This is a genomic window from Methylomonas sp. DH-1 (genome assembly GCF_046097555.1).
GTDB lineage: Bacteria > Pseudomonadota > Gammaproteobacteria > Methylococcales > Methylomonadaceae > Methylomonas > Methylomonas koyamae.
Window position 1 is genome coordinate 2,531,701 of the sequence record NZ_CP143089.1, and the last position, 22,455, is coordinate 2,554,155.

Sequence of the window (22,455 nt, forward strand, 5' to 3'; positions counted from 1 at the left end):
GGAACTCCGCGTAGCGCAATGTCTGCATGAGTCGGCACTTTTCCCCACCGTGCCGGCAACTCGTGCCACGGCCCAACGCCAGCGTTTATGCATAGTATGTTTTTCGAACCGCGGCTGACTCCGCAGCAAAGATCAAATCGGGTCGGTCGTTACCGGGCAGATGCCGGCCAATCGGCTTGCCCGCGCGCTAAACAATGCGCATTCCAGCTAAAGCTTGTGAAATTCCAAAAGAGGGTGAAAAGTGGCTACCGGTTTTTCGCTAACCTGAAACGAGGGCTTTAAACCAATGCCATTACCCTTGGAACTGGAGCAGCGTTTTTCGCGCATGGCGGCGCATCTGCCCGGTTTTGTATATACCTTCCGCTTGGCGCCGGACGGGCGTTTCAGTTTCCCCTATGTCAGCGGCGGCATTCGCGACATTTACGGTTTGCAACCGGAACAAGTGGCCGAGGACATGGGGCTGTTGCATGCCATGGCCCACCCGGACGACCGCGAGGCGATCGAGGCCGCGCTCGCCGACGCCGTACAGTATCGCGGGCTGTTTCACATCGAGTTTCGCATCATTCACCCCGACAAGGGCGTCCGCTGGTTGGAAGCCAAGTCCGCGCCGGCACCGGAGCCGGACAGCGGCATCGAGTGGCACGGCCTGATGCTGGACATCACCGAGCGTAAGCTGGCCCAGCAACGCCTGGAATTGCTGGAGCGAGCCATAGACCTGTCGTCCGACGCCATTTTCCTGTTGGGCGAGGATTTTCGCTTCCGCTATGTCAGCGCCGCCGCCTGCCGCTCGCTCGGCTATAGCCGGGAACAACTGCTGGCCATGACGCCGCTCGATATCAACCCGCACGCCACGCCTGAATGGCTGCGGGAGATACAGTCCGCACCGCTCAACCAATCGTTGATGTTCGAAACCTGGCACCGCGACAGCGGCGGGCGCATATTTCCGGTGGAAATCAATGCCACTCATTTCAAGGACGACGGCAAACTGTTCGGTCTGAGTGTGGTGCGCGAAATCAGCGAGCGCAAGCGCATCGAGCAAGCCTTGCAGTCCAGCCGGGTCGCGTTGGAGGAGGCGCAGCGCATCGGCCATATCGGCAGTTGGGATGTGGATATCGTCAACGATGTGCTGACCTGGTCGGACGAGACCTTCCGCATCTGGGAAATCGACAAGACCAAGTTCGCGGCGACCTTCGAGGCTTTCGTCGACACGGTTCATCCCGAAGACAGAGCGCGCGTCGTTCAGGTGTATAACGCATCGATTGTTGAAGGCAGCCGCTATGAAGTCGAGCATCGTCTGCTGTTTCCGGACGGCCGCGTCAAATACATACTGGAACGCGGCCAGCCTTACTACGATGCCGACGGCAAACCGTTGCGCTTCATCGGCACGTCGCTGGACATTACCGAGCGCAAACGCATCGAGAACACCTTGCAATTCATCGCCCAGCGCGGCTGGCAGGTGGATGGCGAATCGTTCCTGACCGCGCTTGCCCGCTACCTGGGACGGACGCTGGCGGTGGATTATGTCATCATCGATCGGTTGACAAAGGACCCGGCCGTTGCCGAAACCGTGGTGATTTATGCCAAGGGCCAGGTATTGCCCAACGTCCAATACGGTCTTAAGGGAACGCCTTGCGGCAACGTGATGGAGGGCGCCTTTTGTTGTTATCCGGAACAGGTGCGGCAGCAATTCCCGGAGGATAAACTGTTGTTGGAAATGGACGTCGAGAGCTATGCCGGCCTGCCGCTGCTGAATTCCTCCGGCCGGGTGGTTGGCCTGATTGCGGTGATGGACGGCAAGCCGATGCTTAGCATGGCCGAGGTGACTTCGCTGCTGCAACTGGTGGAGACCCGCGCGGCGGCCGAATTGGAGCGCGAGCAGTCGGAACGCCTGCTGCAGGAATCGCGGCAATTCCTGGACCGGGTGATCGAGACCATCGCCGACCCGGTGTTCGTTAAAGACAGCGAGCATCGCTGGGTCAGACTGAATCAAGCGTTTTGTGACTTTGTCGGTCAGCCGATGGCAGCCTTATTGGGAAAACGCGATAGCGATTTTTTTTCCGCACACGAGGCTGCCGTATTTCGGATAAAAGACGAAGCCGTGTTCGCCAGCGGCGAAGAGGACGTCAGCGAGGAGACCTTTACCGACCGCCAGGGTAAAACCCATACCGTCATCGTCAAGAAAACCCGCTGCAACGACGAGCGCGGACAACAATTCTTGGTGGGGACCGTCCTGGACATCACCGAGCGCAAACGACGCGAGCAAGAGCTGGCCCGCCTGCACTATGCCATCGATCACGTTGAGGAAGCGGTTTACTTGATCGACGAACAGGCTCGCATCCATTACGTCAATGCGCATGCCTGCCAGGGCTTGGGTTACGGCAGGGAAGAACTGCTGGGCTTGAGCATCCCGGATATCGACCCCGACTATCAGTATGCCGTCTGGCCCAATCATTGGCGGGACCTCCAAACCCACGGTTCGCTGACCTTCGAAACTCGCCACCGGACCAAGGATGGGTGGATTTTTCCGGTCGAGGTGGTTGCCAATTATTTTGAATCGGACGGCCAAGGCTACAACATGGCCATGATTCGCAACATCCACGAACGTAAGCGGATGGAATTGGCGCTAGCCGAGCGCGAACAGGAATTTCACACTTTGGTAGAAAACCTGCCGACCTATGTCATGCGCTTGGATAGGGCGCTGCGCCACACTTACGTCAATCCGGCTTTCGTGGCGGCGGTGGGTCTGCCCGAAGCGGAAATCCTGGGCGCGCATGTCGGTGCATTCTGGCGCGCTACCAATGTGACTATCGACGCCTACACCGCCTTGCTGATGCGGGTGCTGTCGTCCGGCGCGCGCGAGGATGTGTCGCTGGAATGGCGTAGCGGCCATGGCGCCTTGTACAGCCATCTGGTGCGGGTTTCGCCGGAGTACGGCAGCGACGGCGAAGTCCGCGGCTTGCTGGTATTGGGTTTCGACATGACCAAGCCTAGGCGCGAGCAACTGCTGGATGTCGAACGCCGCCGGGTGTTCGAGCGCATGGCGCAGGGCGGCGACCTCGACGAAATACTGACGCAGATCGCCCTTTACGTCGAGTCCGCCTGCCCCGGCTGCCGTTGCCGCATCCAAGTGCTGGATCAAACGGGCAATCGTTTGATCCATGGGACGGCACCGTCTTTTTCGATTCCATGTCCCGCGCATAGTCAAGGCGTCGCCCTGGACCAGGAAGGCAACGGCTGCGCCGTTGACTTCGGTCGCGCCGAACCATTGATCATAAAGGACATGCGCCTTGCCACCGTTTCGGAAAACTGCCGCTCGTTTGCCAGTAAAACCGGCATGGTTTCCTGTTGGTCCGATCCGATTAGCGGATCGTCCGGCCAACCATTGGGCGTGGTAACCCTATACCGCGGCCAGGCCGGCGAGCCGAACGAGCTGGATATGGGCCGCTTGCGCTATGCCAGCCATTTGAGCGCCATCGCCATCGAGCGCAAACGGATCGAAGAGCAGATGCAACACCAGGCCAGCTACGACAACTTGACCGGACTGCCCAACCGGCGCCTGTTTCGCGACCGATTGCACGAAGAAATCGGCAAAGCCGCGCGCAACGGCGAAAGTCTGGCGTTGTTGTTTATCGACCTCGATCGCTTCAAAGAAGTCAATGACACCATGGGGCATGAAATCGGCGACCTGCTGTTGGTGGAAGCCGCTCAGCGCATACGCGCCGGCATTCGCGAAACCGATACCGTAGCCCGGCTGGGCGGCGACGAGTTCATCGCCATCCTGCCGCGGGTGGACGACATGTCGCACCTGGGGCGGGTCGCTCAAAACATCGTCAATGCCATGACCAAGCCATTCAGTCTCGATAAGCATACCGTGTATGTGTCCACCAGCATCGGCATTGCCGCTTACCCGTTCGATACCGACACAGCCGACGGCTTGATCGGTTGCGCCGATCAAGCCATGTACGCCGCCAAGGAGCAGGGCCGCAACGGTTTTAGTTTTTTCACTCCCGCCATGCAGCGACAGGCGCAAACCCGGTTGCTGCTTGCCAACGACTTGCGCGACGTCCTGGCCAAGGGCCAACTGCAAGTCCACTACCAGCCGATTGTCGATATCGCCGGCGGCGCCATCGTCAAAGCCGAAGCCCTGCTGCGTTGGCGCCACCCGCAGCGCGGCCTGGTGCCGCCCAACCAATTCATTTCGATAGCCGAAGAAAACGGCCTTATCCACGACATTGGCGACTGGGTGTTCCGTCAAGCGGTGGAAACCGCCCGCCGCTGGAACGCCGATGGCCGGGAGGCGCGGCAAATCAGCGTCAATCTGTCGCCGCGCCAATTCATTAAGGGCGATTTCTATATCGCTTGGCTCGCCCATCTCGAGCAGAGCGGAGTCCCGCCCGAACATATCGTCATCGAGATCACCGAAGGCCTGCTTCTGGATGACCGGCCCGACATCCTGCAAATTATCAATCGTCTCGGCAATGCCGGCATACAAGTGGCACTGGACGATTTCGGCACCGGCTATTCGGCGATGGCCTATCTGAAGAAATTCCCCATCGACTATCTGAAGATCGACCGTTCGTTTGTGCGCGATTTGGAAAGCGATCCCAACGACCGCGCCATCGCCGAAGCCATTGTGGTCATGGCGCACAAGCTGGGATTGAAAACCATTGCCGAGGGGGTGGAGACGGCGGCGCAAAGCGACCTGTTGGCGGCCGTCGGCTGCGATTTCGTGCAGGGCTTCCTGTACGCCAAACCCATGCCGCAGGCCGAGTTTCTGGCATTTGCCCGGTAGACGACCGCTGATATCTCACCGTTGCCGGCCGGCATCCGCCGTCAGCGGCAATCGAACTGTTTCGGCCAATCCCGGTAATTGAACACTTGGCCGACGTTGCGCACGGTCTCCACGGACGCTAAATCCAGCTCGGCGTAGACCCATTGCACTTTGTTGTATTCGCCGATCGCCAGAATGCCGTTGTTGGGGAAGCCGCGGTCCACCGGGGTGTAGATCGCCGCGGCGCCGCAGTTGACGTCGACCGCTTCCGACCAGTCCGCATTGCCGACCAACGAGGCTTGCACCACGTAACATTGGTTTTCCAGCGCGCGGGCCTGGCAACCGATCCGCACCCGGTAGTAGCCGGCTTCGGTGTCGGTGCAGCTCGGGACCAGGATCAAGGTGGCGCCGCGCTCGGTTTGCTGGCGGGCGTAATGCGGAAATTCGCTGTCGTAGCAGATGTTGATGGCGACTTTGCCGAATACGGTATCGAATACCTTGATCTCCAGACCGCGCGCAATGTGCCATTGCTCGTTTTCGAAGCGGGTCATCGTCAGTTTTTCCTGATAATCGACCTCGCCCTGCGGAGTAAAGAAATAAGCGTGGTTGCGGAATTCGCCGTTGTCGTGTTTGACCGGAAAGGTGCCGGCCTGGATATAGACCCGGTGTTGCGCGGCCAGTGATTTGAATAGTTCCAGGTATTGCGGCAACAGGCTTTGCAAGGCTTCCAACTGGCCGGACAAGCTGGCGTAGATTTCCTGCGGAAACAGCGAGGCCAGTTCCATGCAGGCATATTCTGGAAACAGCAGAATATCGGCCCGGTTGTCGGCGGCTTCCTTGACCCAGCGGCTGGCCTTGGCGGCGAAGTTTTCCCAGGTTTCCAGGAAGCCGATGTCGTATTGGGCACTGGCGATTTTAGGCATTGCGTTCCTCCTTCAGCCAGAACGTCATCGGTTTCGGCGTTTCTTCGCTGTCGTCCAAATCCTTCCAGGAATAGGTTGTCTTCAGCTCAGGATGTTTGAAATAACTGCGTTTGTTCCAGAATGCGTCCAACGGCACGTAATCGGCCGGCCGGCGCGGGTGGTCGGCCGGGCGTTCGACGCAGCAAAAAGTGATGTGTTTGAAGCCGCCCAGGTCGGCGGCGTGCGCTTCGCGTTGCTCGAAGAATTTCACACCTATCCCCAAGCCGCGGTAGGCCTTATTCAACACCGATTCGCCGCAATAAAACACGTCGTCCGGGTTATAGCCGTTGTCGACGAACGGTTTTTTGACTTCGTCGGTTTCGTATTTCAACGGAATTGCGGTGGAGGCGCCGATGATCTTGTCGCCGTCGAAGGCCAGCACAATCACGCTTTCCGGGCAATTAATATAGGTTTGCAGGTATTTTTTTTCGTATTCGTAATCGCCGTCGTACAGGTACGGAAAATCCCGGAACACTTCGATGCGCAGGCGCGCCAATTCAGGGATGTATTGAACCAAGGCTTCGCCGCTGAGGCGTTGGATGCGGATGTCTTTACTCATGTGGATTTGCGGTTGGGTTGAAACGAAACGGTAACCGGCCTGAACGGCGGGTTGGCAGGCACTATTGTATTGCAGGCCGGTCGGGTTGCCTATGCAAAGCCGAAACTGGAGAACGCGCGCCGGGCGTCAGTGCCGAACGCAGCCGTATCGAGGCCGCTCGATCAGTGGGCATTGCGCGGCAAACCGCGGGCTAGGGCAGCGAACTCTGGGGAATGCCCAAATGAAAGCCCTGGGCGTAGTCGATGCCGATGTCCTGCAACACCTCCAAGATCTCGGCCGATTCGACATACTCGCCGATAGTCAAAATCCCCAAATCCCGGCACAGGCGCGATAGATTGGAGACCAAGGCCAGATCGATCTTGGAATCGACGATGTTGCGGACGAAGGCGCCGTCGATCTTGACGTATTCGAAATGCAGTTCCCGCAGGTAGTGGAAGGAGTTATAGCCGCTGCCGAAATCGTCCAGCGCAAAGGCAAAACCTTGTTTGCGCAGATTCGCCAGAAACTTGCCCATGTGGCTCATGTCGCCGATTGCGTCGCGCTCCAGAATTTCGAAGACGATGCTGCTGGGCGGTACGCCGAGTTGTTCGCATAGCTGTTCGGCGAAGCCGAGAATGCCTCGGCCCTGGATTTCCTGGGCCGACAGGTTAATAAACAGGCGCTGCGGCGTGCCGGAGCGGTCGATGTTGGCTTTGTTGGCTTCGATGACTTTGCGGACCATGATCCGGTCCAGCTCCCGGCTCAGGCCGTATTTTTCGATGGTTTCGATAAACAAGCCGGCCGCCATCGTGGTGCCATCCGCTCGGGACAGGCGCGCGACCGACTCGTAAGCGAAAATTTCACCGGTCTTGCAGTCGACGATGGGTTGGAAATGGGGCTGAAACCGGTCTTCGGCCAGAGACTGGCGCAGTTCTTCGACGAAGCTGCGGCTATCTTGCAGCGCCTGCGGCGTATTGGCGTCGGCGTCGAACACGCAGACTTCGTTTTTGCCCAATTGCTTGGCCCGGTAAAGCGCGATGTCGACGCCGCTCATCAGGTCCGACACGCTTTGCGCATCCCTGGGGTAACCAATGACGCCGACCGAAGTACTGACGTGAAAGGATTTGCCGTCCGGGGTTTCGAAACACATGCCGTGCAGGCTGCTCCTGATCGATTCGGCCACGTCCTTGGCGCCCTGCAACGAGGTTTCCGGCAAAATAATGGCGAATTCGTCGCCGCCCATGCGCACCGGAATATCGCCTTTCCGCAGCCGGGTACAGATGGTCGCGGCGATTTTGATCAGCACGCTGTCGCCGACCGGGTGGCCGTAGGAATCGTTGATATCCTTGAAATCGTCCAAATCCAGCAGCAACACCGAGAATTCGTGGTTGTGCCGCTCGGAACGCGGAATTTCGTATTCCAACATGTCGTTGAAATAGCGCCGGTTGTGGATGCCGGTCAGCGGATCGTGGGTCGAATAATATTCCAGCTCGGACAGGGTCCGGCTCAGCACCTTGCTGGAGCCGACGATCATGACCATGACCGACAGCAACGAGCGGATGATGCTCTGTTCTTGGTGGCTCAGCGGCACCGCGGATGCGAAGGCCACGCCCAGCAATCCCGCCAGCCCCGGCGTATGCTCCGGCACCGCGACCGAAATCAGCTTGACGTCTTCTATCGTCACCAATTTGCTGTTTTTGGCCTGAATGTGGAATTCCTCGATATTCAGCGGGGCGTCGTCGGGCAGGGCCAGTTGCCGCAACAAATCCTGCGTGGTTCTGCTGCGCACGAGGCCGCGAATCTCGTCGCTGTAATCGCCCAGGTAATAAAAATAAAGCGACAGCTCGTTTTGTTCGGCGAAGGCGATGAAAAAGAAATTGAACGGAAAAATCGCGTGAAAGCCGCTCAATATCTGTTGGACGAATTCCTTCCACTGCGAAACTTTTTCGTGGGACAGGATGATGCTTTCCAACACGCTGCTTTGCCGCTCGAACAAGTCTTTTTCCACCAACACCGAGGCCAGGTATTGGGTGGTGGTGCTGAAATCGTCGATGACGCGCTGCAATTGTGCGCCATTTTTTCGCCATTGCCGCTGGCGTTCGGCGGTCAATTTGACGAATGCCCGGTCCAGGTTGGCGCAGCGCGCCAACGTGGTTTGCAGCACCCGGCTCATCGCATCGCGGTCGCCGACCCGGTCCAGGCTGGCGCCGAGCTCGGCCAGCATGGCGCCGTGTTCGCGCAGGATCTGATTACTGATGGTGCTGGCGAAAATGCGGGTGCGGGTCTGGCTTTCCAGTAATGCGGTAAGTTCGGTCATGACCAGCTTGCGTAGCTGCTGCATGTCCTGCGGAAACCGGTCTGCCTGGCCGTCGGCGCCGGTCGCGGGTGCGGAATGGGTCATGGCTATTTCTCCCCGCGGAAATAACCGCTTTTTTCCATCAAATCGATGCCGCATTCCAATTGCCGAAACCAGGCCAGAAAATCGGCCACGGCCCGGCCGCGGTAGATCGGGCCGTGTTGCGGCGCGATCATGGCGATATCCAGTGCCGAAACCGCGTCCACCCATAGCCGGGCGGCTTTGTTCGAGCCCATGTAGCGGCGATGGAAGGCTTCGATGTAGGGCAGGTGGGCCGTGAAGTCGTCGACGAACTCGTATTCGAGTTCGCCGGGCAGCATTGCCGCGCCGATATCGCCGCTGAACAGGATCTTCGAAACCGGATCGTAGACGTTGATTTGCCCTTCCGAATGCAGAAAATGCGCCGGCAGCAGTTGCAACGAGAAGCCGGGGGCGATCTCGCAATCCATGCCGCAATCCGGCACGCCGACGAACTGGGTCATGTCGGTGATGCCGTAGTGGGGCAGAAACCGCAGCCAGATGCTGGAGACGTAGATCGGTACCTGGATCAGCTCGATCCAGGTGGCGAGGCCGCCAACGATGTCGGGGTCCTGGTGCGACAAGACGATGGCTTTGATCCGCTCGGTGCGGATGTGCTGCAATAACTCGGTCAGCACGCTGGGCATCACGCCGAATCCGCCCGGATCGAGCAGTACGCCGTCGCCGTCGCGCATCACCAAATATTGGTTGGAACGGATGCCTTCTTCTTCGCCAGGCTCGCTCTCGTTCAATAAAACGAATTTGTGCAACTTGTCGTTGTATAAAACGATGTTTTTCATAAACGGCATCTCTTAATTATTCTTCTTATTGCAGATAGGCGAGGGCGCGGTTTATACACCAAAAGGCGTAGTAATATCGGGGTTAATTGCGCTTAGTTTGAAATGTGTCGCAAGGCTACCGCTCCGCCTCATCCGCCATCTGCCGATTTTGCCGAGCCGTTCTCGGCAAAGGCCGGAGCCACTCGGTTACAGCGGCCGGACCATGCTAGACCGATTGCGGCGTAAAGTTCGGAATCGATATTTGCGCGATTTACGCTAGACTGGGCATATCTAAAGCAAGCGCGATTCTCGTACGCTCAGGCATCAGGAAACCGGTCACTCCCGATTTATGCACAGACTCAATTTATCCACTCTTGCGATTGCGTTGGCCTACAGCTCTTGCCGCAGCGTTGCCGCGCATCAGGCTGCGGCCGAAATCGAAGCCCTGAAAAAAATGTCGCTGGAAGACGTTTTGAGTGTGGAAGTAGTCTCGAAGAAAACCGAAAGCCAATACTCGGCCGCCGGCATCGTCAGCATCGTCACCCGCGACGATATCGATCGTTACGGCGCCAACACGCTGGCCGACGTGCTGAACCGGGTGACCAGCGTGTATATGCTCAGCACCTACATTTGGTCCAACAGTACTGCGGCGCTGCGCGGCGACGCGCTGACCCACGTCAACAACCATACCCTGGTGCTGATCAATGGCCGGCCGTTTCGCGATAGCGCCTACGGCGGCTTGAACGAGACCATGTTCCGCGATTTTCCGATTCACCATATCGAACAAATCGAAGTCGTGCGCGGCTCCGGTTCGGTGCTGTACGGCAGTAACGCCTTTACCGGCGTGATCAACATCGTCACCAAAAAGAAACAGGACAACGCGCTGACCGTACGCGGCCGTTACGGCAGTTACAACACCGGCCAAGCCGAAACCGAGTTCGGCTGGAACAACGGCGACGCGGCGATCAGCGGCGCGGTGAGGTATCGGGCCAGCGACGGCTGGACGGCTGCGGCGGTCGACGAAACCCGGCAAAACGTCAATTTCCGCAATGACGACGGCGACGTCAGCGCCAGTATCTGGGGCGGCTGGAAAGAATTCGACTTCAATTTGTACGTCGTTAACAGCCAGAAACAACATTGGGGGGCGGTGCCTATCGGCTTCGGCCAAGAAGTCGAGAACAACCGCTTGTTTTTCGATGCCGGTTACAACCACCAAGTCAACGATTTTTGGCGCAGCAAATGGAATCTGACGCTGAACAAGTTTTCCCAAAACTACAATCTGCCGGTGGCTGGCGTGCCGTACATGACCGATTTGTGGGAAAACAACCTGTTGCTGGAACAAAGCCATTTCCTGTCCTTTTTCGACGACAAACTGAGCCTGCTGCTGGGCGGGCTGGTGGAATGGCAACAGGGCCAGGTGACCCAAGTGTCGCAGCCGAATACGCTAGCCCCTTACGAGCAGTTGAAATCGAGCATTTACGCCAACGTCGGCTATGCCTTGCTGGATAATCTGAAACTCAACCTGGGCGGCCAATGGCACCGTTTCGACCACCTGAAAGCGGCGCCGAGCGGTGTTGCGGACAGCGACAGCGCAATCGACGGCCTGGTCGGCCGCGCCGGCCTGGTTTACGAAATGACGGCGAATTGGGGCGCCAAGTTGTTATTCGCCCAAGCCTACCGGGCGCCAAGCGCCGGCGAATTGGGCGCCAATTCGGCGGTGGTGTTGGGTAACCGCGGCGTCGAGCCGGAAAAGGTCGAAACGGCCGACGCCCAGGTGTTTTACCACGACGCCGATTACCAGGTATCCTTGACCGCGTTCGAAAGCCGGGTCACCAACTTGATCGTGCGTAGTCCGATTCCGAACACGGTGCCGACCCGGCTGCTGTACGTCAACGGCGGCAGCGCCACCTTCGAAGGCCTGGAACTGGAAACCGACGCCAAACTGTTGCCCGGTTTGTCCTGGAAGGGCTCTTACACTTTTCAAACCAACCGCGACGAAAACAAACACAACAACAAAACTTTATTACCCAACCACATGGCGAAGCTGGGCTTGAGTTACGACTTCGGCACCAGCTTGCAACTCAGCGTGTTCGATACCTATTTCAGCGCCGCCAAGGCCGCCCCGACCGCGCTATTGGTCAATCCGCCGGCCGGCGGTTACCACAACGTCAGCGTCAACGCCAATTACAAATTGAATAATTGGTTGGGCGTCGCCAAGAACAAGCACATGACCTTTACCTTGTATCTGGATAATTTGCTGGACGAGAATTTTTATTATCCGGAGTTCAACCGCAAAAACATCAACACCGTTCCCGCCTCTCCGGGGCGTATGCTGTTCGGCGAAATTGCGCTCGAATTTTAGGTACGACCCCGAGATGCTATTCCGAAACAAACGTTGGAGAGTTTATGCGCAGGTTTTGCTGCTGTTGCCGGTAGGTTACGGCCCAAGCTGCTGCGTTGCCAACGCCGCGCTGGCGGTCAAAGACAGCGATTTGATCCGGGCCTCGATTATCGAAAAGATCGCCCGCTTCATCACCTGGCCGGAATGGGGCGGCGAACAGTTCACGTTGTGCGCGTCGGCCAACGCGCCGTTGCTTCCCGCAATCCAGAATTATTACGCCAATGAAACCTTGGCCAATAAGCCGGTCAAATTGCTGGTTTTCGAAAAGGCCGCCGACGTGGCCGAATGCCAAGTCGTTTACGTCAACGTCGAGCTGAAAGACCAATTGCCGGCGATCGTCGAGACCGTGCAGAACCAACCGGTACTATTGGTCGTGGAAAACAAGAATGCCGCCGAGCAGGGAGCTCACATCGACTTTTTCATCGACAACAACAAAATAAATTTGGAAGTCAACCGCAACGCGCTGAACAAAAGCGGCCTCAGCGCCAGTTACCATTTATTGAAGGTGGCAAACCTTGTTGGCCCTAATTAAACGCCGGCTGAGCAGACAACCGTTACGGCGCAGATTGCTGTGGGTGGTCATGTTCGTGGTATTGGCGACGATTACCAGTACCTTGTTGTTTTTATACTGGAAAAAAAATATCCAGCAGCGCGACGATTTCATTCACGCCAATCTGGCATTGGCCAAGCTGGTATCCGAGTTTACGGTGTTTCCGCTGGTTTTCGACGACAAATCCGGCGTCGAAGAACAATTGAGCCCATTGTTCAAAGATTCTCGCGTCGTCTATCTGCGGCTGGACAAGGGCAGCGACGTCGTCTCCAAATACGACCCTTACGCACTGGATGCAAATCTGCCGGCCGGATTGGAAAATAGGGAATGGGTTTGGGGCGCGCGCCATTTTTATTTCAAAGTGCCGATCATGCAAAACGACCGGCAACTGGGAATTCTGAAGGGCGCCTTCCGCCTCGACGAACTGAAAAAACAGCAATGGCAGGAACTGCGCTTCATGCTGCTGGTGCTGGGCATTGCGCTGATGTGCAGTTACAGTCTGGCCTTGAGTTTGCGACGTTTCATCATGGCGCCGATCGCGCGGCTGGAACAACATACCCGCTTGAGCGCCGATAAAACCCATAGCGGCGATTTATTGCTGCCGGCACCGCAGACCAACGACGAAATCAGCCGGCTCTACGAAGCGTTCAATTTGCTGATGCAACGGGTGCAACAGCGCGAAGCCGAGATTCTGCGTTTCAATAACGAACTTGAAATTAAAATCGGCCAACGCACCGAGGAGCTGCGGGCTAAATCGGAAGAGTTGGACAATTATTTCAATTACGCCCTGGATTTGTTCCTGATTGCCGACTTCAGCGGCGTCATCCGCAAGATCAATCCGCAATGGCAGACCGTGTTGGGATACGCCTCGGCCGAAATGGAAGGCCGGCCGTTTATGCAGTTTGTGCATCCGGACGATTGGCCTAAAACCCGGGAAGCGATGCGCGTGCTGAGCGAACAGCAGCCGCTGACCGATTTTGTCAACCGTTATCGGCATCTGGACGGCGCTTACCGCTGGATCGAGTGGTCCTGCATTCCCAGGGACGGCGTGATTTACGCTGCGGCCCGCGATATCACCGAGCGCAAACAGGCCGAAGAACATTTGCGCCTGGCCAGCTCGGTGTACCAGAACAGTAGCGAGGCGATGCTGGTCGCCGATCCGGAACACAACATCCTGTCGGTAAATCCGGCGTTTTCCACCATTACCGGTTACGGCCAGGACGAGGTGGTGGGGAAACATCCGCGCTTATTGGATTCCGGCAAGCACGATGCCGAGTTCTATCAAAACGTCTGGTTGCAACTGGAGCGCACCGGCTACTGGCAAGGCGAGATCCAGATTCGCCATAAAAACGGCGAAACCTACGTGCAGTGGCTGACCCTGAACAACGTCTACGACGACGACGGCCGCGTCATCCGCCGCGTCGCGCTGTTTTACGACATTACCGAAAAGAAGAAAACCGAAGAGCAGATCTGGTTCCAGGCCAATTACGACCCGTTGACCAATTTGCCTAACCGGCGCCTGTTCGCCGACCGTTTGCAGCACGAAATCCGCAAGGCCAAGCGGGAAAAACAGTATCTGGTGTTGTTTTTCCTGGATTTGGACCGGTTCAAGGAGGTCAACGACACCTTCGGCCACCGGATGGGCGACGCCTTGCTGGTCGACGCCGCCAAGCGCATCCGCGGTTGCATCCGCGAAACCGATACCGTGGCCCGTTTGGGCGGCGACGAATTCACCGTGATCGTCAGCGAGCTGGCCGATGTCGGCGATGTCGACCGCATCGCCCAGGCCGTTGTCGACGTGCTCAGCCAGCCGTATTTTTTCGACAACCGCCACGTCTACGTCTCGGCCAGCATCGGTATTGCCGTCTATCCGTCCGACGCCGAGGATGCCGAAGATTTGGTGCGCTACGCCGACCAGGCCATGTACGCCGCGAAAAACAAGGGCCGCAACGGCTTTTGTTATTTTACGCCCAGCATGCAGGAAGCCTCGCAAAAACGCATGCTGATTCTGACCGACTTGCATTCGGCGATACCGCGCGGCGAGTTGGAGGTGTACTACCAGCCTATTCTCAATCTCCAGACCGGTGCAATCTATAAGGCGGAGGCTTTGATCCGCTGGCGGCATCCGCAGCGGGGTTTGATTAACCCCGCCGAATTCATCCCGATCGCCGAGGAACACGGTCTGATCCAAGACATCGGCGAATGGGTGTTCTGCCAGGTGGCCAGCCAGTTGAAAACGCTACAGGCCGAACAGCAAACCCGGTTCCAGATCTCGGTTAACGTATCGCCGCTGCAATTCCAGGGGCTGGATAATTGTTTGGCGCATTGGCCGGTGTATCTGGAGAAACACGGGGTTTCCCAAGACAACGTCATCATCGAAATTACCGAAGGCCTGCTGTTGGAGGCCAACGACAAAGTGGCGGAGCAATTGCTGCACTTCGCCCGCAACAACATGCAGATTGCGATAGACGATTTCGGTACCGGCTACTCGTCCTTGTCCTACCTGAAAAAGTTCGATATCGATTATCTGAAAGTCGACAAGTCCTTCATCTTCCATTTGGCGGCCGATTCCGACGATCTGGCCTTGACCAAGGCCATCGTCATCATGGCTCACCAGTTAGGTTTGAAAGTGATAGCCGAGGGCGTCGAAACCGAACTGCAACGGCAATTGCTGCTGGAAATGGGCTGCGATTACGTCCAAGGTTATTTGATCGCCAAACCGATGCCGGCCGACCAATTCGCCGCTTTTCTAAAGGCAGCGCGCTGAGCCGGTTTGGTGCAGGCCAGGCGGCCAGCGGCATTTAGACCAGCCTCAGTGCGAGAGCTCCGCGATCCGGTTGCGGTAGGCCTCGGCTAGACAGAGCGCGTCGCCGCACTGGTTGCGCACGGTTTTGATCCAGTTGCGTTGTGCGGCGACCAAGGCGTCGCTGTCCGCAGCGGCGGCCATGGCATTGCGGTACAGGCCGGTCAGTTCGGCGTCGGCGGCCGTCAGTTCGTGCGAGCCGCAAATCAATAATTCGACCTTGCTTGCGGCTTTGGCGCAATCGAAGCTGGGCTGTACATTCACGGTAGCGGCCGGTACCGCCGGAACGGCGCCGGCCTCGGGTTCGGCCGCAGCCACGGCACTGAGCTGTTGAATGGCTTTGATTTGGCCGTCGCCGTCTACCAGCGCGGTGACGGCGCAGGTTTCGCCTTCGCTGCATAAACCGACGATCAATTGGCCGACCTCGGAATCCACAGCGAAATACAGGCGCCGGCCGTCGGCGCTTTCCAGCATCGCACCGGATTCGGAATAGCTGACGCGGCCTACCATGCTGACGGATTGGGGTTCGGCCGGAATGCCCGGTTCCGGCTCGGCCGCTTGCGGCGGCGCGGCAGCGGAGTCTCCGGCTGCGGCTTCTGTTGGCGAATCGATCACGTGCTCCAAGCCGGCCGTCGGCGCTGCGCTATCCGCTTCGTTCAGAAAGCGATTGATTTGGGCGTCGGTTTCGGCCAGGGTTTGTTGTAGCCAGGGCTCCTCGACGATACGGTCGTTGGTTTTCAGAATGCCGGCTGAATAGTCGAATCCGGCCTGGATGCCGTCGGCGCCGGCCTTGGCCACGCCCATTTCCAACCACTGGTTTTTCTGTTCCTCGCCGATGGCGTTGCCGGTGACGCTGACTTGACCGGAGGACTGCAGCATTTTTGCCAGTTGAATGTCGGCATCGGGGTCGGCATTCGGTTTAACTTCTATCGTCAATTGGCCGTTCAAGCCGCTTTGTTGCTCCGCATTGCCGACGCTGCCGCTCAATTTGGTGATGCCGGTGGAAAAGCCGCGGTTAATGGCTTGTTTCACAGCCTTGCGGTAGCGTTTGTTTTCTTCCTGCGTCAGATTGCGGAACGATTTGGATTCCCTGGCAATCTCGGCCAGGGTTTTCACGCTTTCGGCGTAGAGGCCGCGCACGGCAATTTCCACCGCCAAATCCCGGGCGGAGTAACCCATCGCGTCCAAGCCGCCCAGCGCATAGAGGATTTTGGCATCGATCCGGTCGCCGTTTCTGACCGTTTCGCTGGCGACGGCCAGACGTTCGCCGCTGCCGTTGCCGGTCGCGACTTTGTCGATGGTAAAACTGGAACTGCCAAGGCCCAGTTCTCGGTCCTGCAGATTGAGCTGCAGGCCGACGCCTTGCAGGTCCAGCGCGTTGCCGTCGCCGCGCGCGGTGAAGCGCGGCACTTGTAAACTCAGATTCAAGCTGCGTTCGCCGGCCTCGACCCGGCCGGTCAACGGTTCCAGGCGCCAGCTTGCGTCGTCCGCTTCGCCGGATAGCTCGGTGGACGCAATCTCGGAAAACAGCGTGCCGGAGAACGCCGAATGGCCGCTGCCGCTGAATTGCAAACCTGGACCGCCCTGGCCGGATTCCGGCCGCTGGCGTAAGGTCCAATTGAAGCGCATCACCGAGCCGGGCAGGATCAAGTGGTTGATGTTGTATTGCACGTCGGCGACGACCCAGTATTTGCCGTCGGGGTCGGTATTGCACAAATCGCCGACTTGCAGCTCCAGCGTGCCGCTGGCCGACAGCAAACCGGATTGCTGTTGCAAATTGTTCAGGCGCACGCCGCAATCCGCCTCGGTTTTTTGCACCCGCTCCGCCAATTCGCGTTCGGCGTTGCGGCCGAGATAAAAGCTGGCGCCCAGCCATGCCGCCGCGAACAGGGCGATGCCGCCCGCTACCTGGATCAGAGATTTTTGTGCCATGGTCGCCACCCTAAACAGTTGGATATGCGCTCCAGTCTAGCAAACGCGGCGCCGTTCGACTTGCGCTGCCGCGCACCAAAATATATCCGGCCGTCCGCCGTTAAGCCAATTCGATATCCAGGCGCCGCAGCATCCTCTGGCGTAACGCTTCAGCCGCCGCCTGGCCCAAAAAGCCGGCGTCCACCGTTTCTTCGCCGCCGTCGCGGAAATATAAGCGGTAACGCTGCGGCTTGACCGGGTCGGGGCCGAAGCAGTCGCGCCGCTGCCGATTCAGGTAAACCACCAGCGTGGTACCGAACAAGGTGCAGGCCGCGCTGGCGGCCGGCAAGGTTTCTGCCGTCGCGAACGGCGCCGCGCTGCGTTCGCAGTCGGAAAACAGTCTGGCCGCCAACACCGGCTTGGGTTGAAAACGCAACTCGCCGTCGACGCTAATGAACGGCGCGTCGCCGAAAAACAGATAGGTCCAAAGTTGCAGCAGTTCCACCGTCGAACCGGACAAGCGGGCAACGCAGCCGCGGCCGTGTTGGCGCGGATCGACGCCGAAGCCGCTGCTGACCAGAAAGCTGGAATTTTCGACCGGATTGCGTTTGTATTCTTCGGGCGGGCGAAACGCGACCAACAAGCGTTCGATGTCGGCGTAAAACTCGTCGACCAGGCCGGCGCGCAGCATTTCCAACACGAATTTGTAATGCATGTGCAGGAAGATCGAGCCGTTTTCCAGCCAGCCGTAGTTGAAGACGCCGATCCGGCCCAACTCCAGCGCTTGATCGCCGAGCGGGGCATTCAAACGGTACATCCCCAGTTTGCGGTCGTACAGCTCGGAATTACGTGCCGATTGATACAGGCGGCGGGCCGACTGCGGATCGGCAATCCGCAAGGCGTGCACGAAACCTTCCAGAAACGGCGGCAGCGGCGCTGCGCGAAAACGCTTAACCTCGACGCTGCCATCCGCCTGGGTGCAGTAGTCCTCGGCGCTGTAGGAATAGTAAGTGTTGATGCCGGCGGCGGATTCGGCTCTGGCGGCAGCGGCGGCCAGATGGGCCGAGGCTTTTTCGAAAAAACCGCGCAGCCAATCCAGACTTAGCGCTTTTTCGGCGCCGGCAAAGCCCATGAACACTTGCCGGCGGTAAGCCTCCTTCGCGGCGCCGCTTTCCTGCCAGAATCGGTGCGGCGTCAGCTCGGGTTGGTCCAGCAAACGGTTCAAGTCGGCGACGAAATCGGCCAGCTCGGCCGGCAGCGGCAACTCGCTAACGCCTACTTCGGCCAATAACGGCAAGGTCACATCGATAAGCCGCTTCAGTTCTATGGTTTCGTTGACCGCCGAGCCGAGGATGCCGGGCAGGCCGTTCAAGGCGTCGCACCAGCCGGGCCGGTCGGCTTCCATTTCGATGCCGATGCCGTCCGGGTCCAACGTCGCCAATTTGTTGGCGACCAAGGCCAGGATTTTGCCCAGCAACGTGGTGCGGACGATGCCGCCGCGGCCGTGGCCGGCGCGCACCTGGTAACGCCGGCCGCCACGCGATTCGATCAAGGCTTTTTTCTCGGCGCTGAATTGTACGGCGCCGTATTGGCGTAAGCCGTCGCCGGTAAGCCGGTATTTTTGCGCGCGCGGGGCGACGTAATGGGTCGGGTCGAAAAAGGTGTAATCGGCTTCCAGCAATAGCGCGAGCAACTGCTCCGGGAATATCGCCCGGTAATTGAGCAGCAAATCGACCAGATACGTCCAATGGTCGGACCAATAACCGCGGTCGAATTCGGCGTCAGCCACTTCCTGCGCTACGGCGAGAATGGCGCCGATCATTTCGTCAGCCGCGTCATGGCAGGCCAACAATTGCCAGAGCTCGGCGTATTTGAATTCGGTATTAAGTAACGCTGCCAGCCCTGGAACTTCGGCGAAATATGCCGCGAAATCCTGCGGCGCAGTTACGGCAAAACGCGAGTTGCGCAAGGCGCAGGGGTTGTAACCGTCCGGTTGAATCAAGTTGAAGAAATAACGGATGTTTTGCCCGGCCAAGCCCGGTTCGAAAAACAGGTCGACGCGGCGGTTTTGCAACACGTCGCGAAAGTCGCCGTTGCCTTCCGAATACGGCGTGTCCTGCAACAAGAAGTCGTTGTAGTCGCGTTCCAGATCGCCGTGTTTGCGGCCGAACAAATACAACAGCTTGCCGCCCGGGACCGGCAGCGGAAAGCCGCCGCGCAAACCGTTATCCAGATAGCATTGGCGGACGTGGCCGTCGAACAAGGGTAGGGCGGTCGCAGTAAACGCTTTGCGGCTAATTTGCGCGATCAAACCCCGGTTAGCCTCGCGTTTGGCCTCGAAGTACTGGTCGCGGCAGCCGGCTTGGTCGACGAAGGCTTGATAGGCCGGCAGCGATTCGGCGTGGCCGTAAACGGCGTAAAACACCCGGCTTTGCCCCGGCTGCAATTCCAGCGTCAAAGTCTGAAAGGCTGCCGGCGTTTGGTTGCCGGCGACCTGGTTCTGCAAATCCAGCGGCACATCGCTAAAGAAGCGTTCCGCGTTGGAAAAATCGCCGGCCAGGCCGAATACCCGTTCCGGATCGACAATAACCCGATGCAGCCGGCCGCCACTGCACCCGAAAAAGAAATTGCCGGCCGTGACCGGTTCCACTTGCGGCGAATCGGTCGGCCACACTTTTAGCCGGTAAAACGGCAGATCTTCCGCGACGCCTTCCACGCGCATAAAAGCTTCCGAAGTGCGGCTCATGAATTTTAAAATCCATTGGTTCATCGCGTAGGGCAAGACTTGCGGCAGGCCGTCGACGATTTCGATGCGCTGGCTTTGGCTGGAAATATTGCCGATTTCCACCCGGCGTACCAGGCCGGCGACATTGGCCTCGGGCAGCGTGAACATGTCGGCGCGGATACTCAAACCCAGGCCGGGATTGATTTCCTCGACGCCGACTTCGTGCGGCGTCACGCTTAGCCGTTGCACCACATCCGCCGCGGCGCCGCGCTGGAACGGCTCGTAACAACAAACGGCATCGCCGCCGGAAATTTTTAAAAAGGTGCGGAAGCCGCGGGACGGGGTCAGTTGGTAAGCCTTGTCGGCCGGAAAGAACTCCAGAAAGGCACCGTCTTTGTTACGCACGCCGAAACTGGCGATGGCTTGGCCGCGGTTGACGTAAAACGCCCAGGCCGGTCGGCCGGATACGCCGGCGATGCCGGGCAGGAAACTGGCAAACGCGGTGCAGTCGTTGTATTGCTCGACGACGAAGCGTTCGGAGTCGGTGAAGTAATAGCGGGGCTGGGCCATGGTCTCTCCAAGGTGGGCGGTAAGCGGGCTGGTTTTGGAGGCAGCGGAGCGGCGGGTTAGGGTTGCAGCCGGACGATGCGGCCTTCGACGCGTTGGGTAATCGTGCGCTGCGGCAATTTGGCCAGCGCCGTCTCCACAGTTTGGCGGAAACCGATAGCCGTGCCGTCGTCCAGCCGGCGCGGGCTGGTTTTGCCTTCGCCTTTGCCGAAAATCGCATAGTCGTCGCTGGAACCGTGTTCCCAAATGAAATCGGTGCTGGCGACGCTATAGGTTTTGTGCAAAGCCAGCGCCTGGTCTTGTTTGGCGCCGCGCGGCCTGATCCGCACGTCGCCGGCTTCTACCCGATACTTGAAGCCGCCGTCGGCTTGGGGCTCGGCGTGGTAGCCGAAGCGGATACCGGAGACTTGCAGAAAGCGGCCGTCGCCCAAATGGGTTTTCGAAACCGAATTATTCAATACCTCCAACAGCTGCTGCCCGGTCAACGCGAAGCTGACCAGTTTGTTGTCGTAGTAAAACAGGCCTTCCATGTCGTACAGCGTGACCGGGCCGGGCGGGATGTTGTCGTTGATGCGGATACCGCCGCCGTTGGTAAAGGCGATGTCGGTTTGCATCCGCTCCCGCATCGTGTCGGCCAGGAAATTGCCGAGCGCGGTTTCCCGGCCGCGCACCGCCGGTTCCACCCCTTCCAGCAGATGCTCGGTGTAGCCCAGTACCTGTTTCAGGTCTTTGCCTTGCTTGTCGAACAGGCCGGCCAGCCGCTGCAACTGGCGCTCGACTTCGGCCGCCACCTGCGGGTCTTTGGCGATGGTTTGGTCCAGATCGACTTTGCGGTGGCTGCTGCTGACCTTGCCGCCGGCAAGGTAAACGTCGTGGACGATGGCGCTTTTATTGTCGGCGTCGGCCTTGGTAATCCAGGTGTTGCCGATCTGTTTTTCGATAAAAAAGTGCTCGTGGCCGCCGACGATCAAATTCACTTCCGGATACTCGCGCGCCAACCATTGGTCTTGCTCGAAATCCTGGTGGGTCAGCGCGACGATTGCCGCCGCGCCCTGGCTTTTCAAGCGGTCTATTGCGCTACGAATGGCGTTGCGCCGGGCCGGCAGGTCGTAGTCGAATTCGATATAGGGCTGTGTGCGGCTATCCAGCGTAATGCCGAAAAATCCGACCTTGGCGCCGCCGATTTGTTTGACTAACACGTCGTGCACCTGCGGCAGACGTTTGCCGAACGGCTCCGCTGCCGCGCTTTCGCTGAAATTGAAACGGGTGTTGGACGAAATCCAGCTAAAGTCGGATTGCACGATCCGCCGCAGCAAGACCCCGGCGTCCGGCGTATCGAACTCGTGGTTGCCGAACACCGCCATCATCTCGTTATCGAACGCGGCCGGCGCGCCGTCGAGCAAATTCATCACCTGAACCATCGCATCGGCCTGCAGGTATTTGCTCATCACCGACGGAAACAAAAAATCGCCGCCGTGCAGCAGCAATACTGGGGTGGCATCGGCCTGTAACTGTTGGCGCAGGGTACGCAAGCGGGCGAAGCCGCCGACGCCGCCGTTTTCCAAACCCTCGATTTTGTAGGAGTCGTTAACCTGTAGAATTCGGAAATGCGCGCTTGGCGCCGGCTCCGCTCCGGCGGGCGTATCGGAGGTGGGCACCGCGCTGCAAGCGGCAAGCGCGGCAACGACGATCGCGAGTAACAGTGATTTGTTCGGCCACATAAAGCGTATCCTCCGCGGAGAATGGAAAAGGTTGCCCAACAAGATAGCAGCGAATCGGAGTTAACCCAATAATTGCAGGGTTTGCGTGGAGGGTAAGCCGCCGATTTTTCTCAGCTTGTATTCAGGTGTTACCCAACACAAAGCGTTTCGAGCCTGCGCGTTCTTTTGGCTAAACCCGCTGAAAGGAGAACGGTGCTAATCTTATCCGGCGAATTAGTTTTAATGCTTGGGGTTGGAGGCCAGGCGGCTTGGGTTACAAGTGCCGAACGCGAAGCCGGCGACGGGCTCGACAAAGTCAAGTAGCGACCCATTTCAGACTGTCGCGTTTCTCTATACCGGCCAATCAACCAAAT

General features: G+C 58.4%; 11 protein-coding genes. 4 read left to right on the forward strand and 7 right to left on the reverse strand.

Features of this window, described 5'->3' with window-relative positions; genetic code table 11:
• Nucleotides 1-286: 286 nt before the first annotated feature.
• Nucleotides 287-4,792 carry a PAS domain S-box protein gene (locus tag VXJ35_RS11545; protein WP_064021670.1) on the forward strand — a complete coding sequence of 1,502 codons (4,506 nt, stop codon included), beginning with the start codon at nucleotides 287-289 and terminating at the stop codon, nucleotides 4,790-4,792.
• Nucleotides 4,793-4,833: 41 nt separating this feature from the next.
• On the opposite strand, the gene VXJ35_RS11550 is transcribed toward VXJ35_RS11545, so the two are convergent.
• The 4 genes from VXJ35_RS11550 to VXJ35_RS11565 form a co-directional block, all read right to left on the reverse strand.
• On the reverse strand, nucleotides 4,834-5,694 hold the full coding sequence (locus VXJ35_RS11550) for a carbon-nitrogen hydrolase family protein (RefSeq protein WP_064021671.1): 861 nt from the start codon (nucleotides 5,692-5,694) through the stop codon (nucleotides 4,834-4,836).
• Nucleotides 5,687-6,292, reverse strand: a complete 606-nt coding sequence (locus VXJ35_RS11555; protein WP_054758750.1) for a GNAT family N-acetyltransferase — start codon at nucleotides 6,290-6,292, stop codon at nucleotides 5,687-5,689. Before VXJ35_RS11555 ends, VXJ35_RS11550 begins: the two co-directional genes overlap by 8 nt.
• A gap of 190 nt (nucleotides 6,293-6,482) precedes the next feature.
• A complete protein-coding gene (locus tag VXJ35_RS11560) occupies nucleotides 6,483-8,672 on the reverse strand; it encodes a bifunctional diguanylate cyclase/phosphodiesterase (protein ID WP_064021672.1) in 2,190 nt (729 codons plus the stop codon).
• A gap of 2 nt (nucleotides 8,673-8,674) precedes the next feature.
• Nucleotides 8,675-9,445: an MBL fold metallo-hydrolase gene (locus VXJ35_RS11565; RefSeq protein ID WP_064023481.1), complete on the reverse strand. Its 771-nt coding sequence runs from the start codon at nucleotides 9,443-9,445 to the stop codon at nucleotides 8,675-8,677.
• Between the two features lie 328 nt (nucleotides 9,446-9,773).
• Between VXJ35_RS11565 and VXJ35_RS11570 the strand changes: the two genes are divergently transcribed.
• From VXJ35_RS11570 to VXJ35_RS11580, 3 genes are read left to right on the forward strand one after another with little or no spacing between them, the layout of a single operon-like run.
• Complete coding sequence (locus tag VXJ35_RS11570; RefSeq protein ID WP_064021673.1) at nucleotides 9,774-11,786, forward strand: TonB-dependent siderophore receptor; 2,013 nt, start codon at nucleotides 9,774-9,776, stop codon at nucleotides 11,784-11,786.
• 13 nt (nucleotides 11,787-11,799) lie between these two features.
• A complete protein-coding gene (locus VXJ35_RS11575; protein WP_054758747.1) occupies nucleotides 11,800-12,357 on the forward strand; it encodes a YfiR family protein in 558 nt (185 codons plus the stop codon).
• Nucleotides 12,341-15,142 (forward strand): EAL domain-containing protein, encoded by a 2,802-nt coding sequence (locus VXJ35_RS11580; RefSeq protein ID WP_157198153.1) that lies wholly within the window; start codon nucleotides 12,341-12,343, stop codon nucleotides 15,140-15,142. Before VXJ35_RS11575 ends, VXJ35_RS11580 begins: the two co-directional genes overlap by 17 nt.
• Before the next feature lie 45 nt (nucleotides 15,143-15,187).
• Here the strand turns inward: VXJ35_RS11580 and VXJ35_RS11585 are convergent, their stop codons facing one another.
• The 3 genes from VXJ35_RS11585 to VXJ35_RS11595 all read right to left on the reverse strand — a co-directional run bounded on the left by VXJ35_RS11585 (nucleotide 15,188) and on the right by VXJ35_RS11595 (nucleotide 22,102).
• A complete protein-coding gene (locus VXJ35_RS11585) occupies nucleotides 15,188-17,110 on the reverse strand; it encodes a DUF945 family protein (RefSeq protein ID WP_064021675.1) in 1,923 nt (640 codons plus the stop codon).
• A gap of 100 nt (nucleotides 17,111-17,210) precedes the next feature.
• A complete protein-coding gene (locus VXJ35_RS11590) occupies nucleotides 17,211-20,384 on the reverse strand; it encodes a hypothetical protein (protein WP_064021676.1) in 3,174 nt (1,057 codons plus the stop codon).
• Nucleotides 20,385-20,440: 56 nt separating this feature from the next.
• Nucleotides 20,441-22,102: a bifunctional UDP-sugar hydrolase/5'-nucleotidase gene (locus tag VXJ35_RS11595; protein ID WP_064021677.1), complete on the reverse strand. Its 1,662-nt coding sequence runs from the start codon at nucleotides 22,100-22,102 to the stop codon at nucleotides 20,441-20,443.
• Between the last annotated feature and the right edge of the window lie 353 nt (nucleotides 22,103-22,455).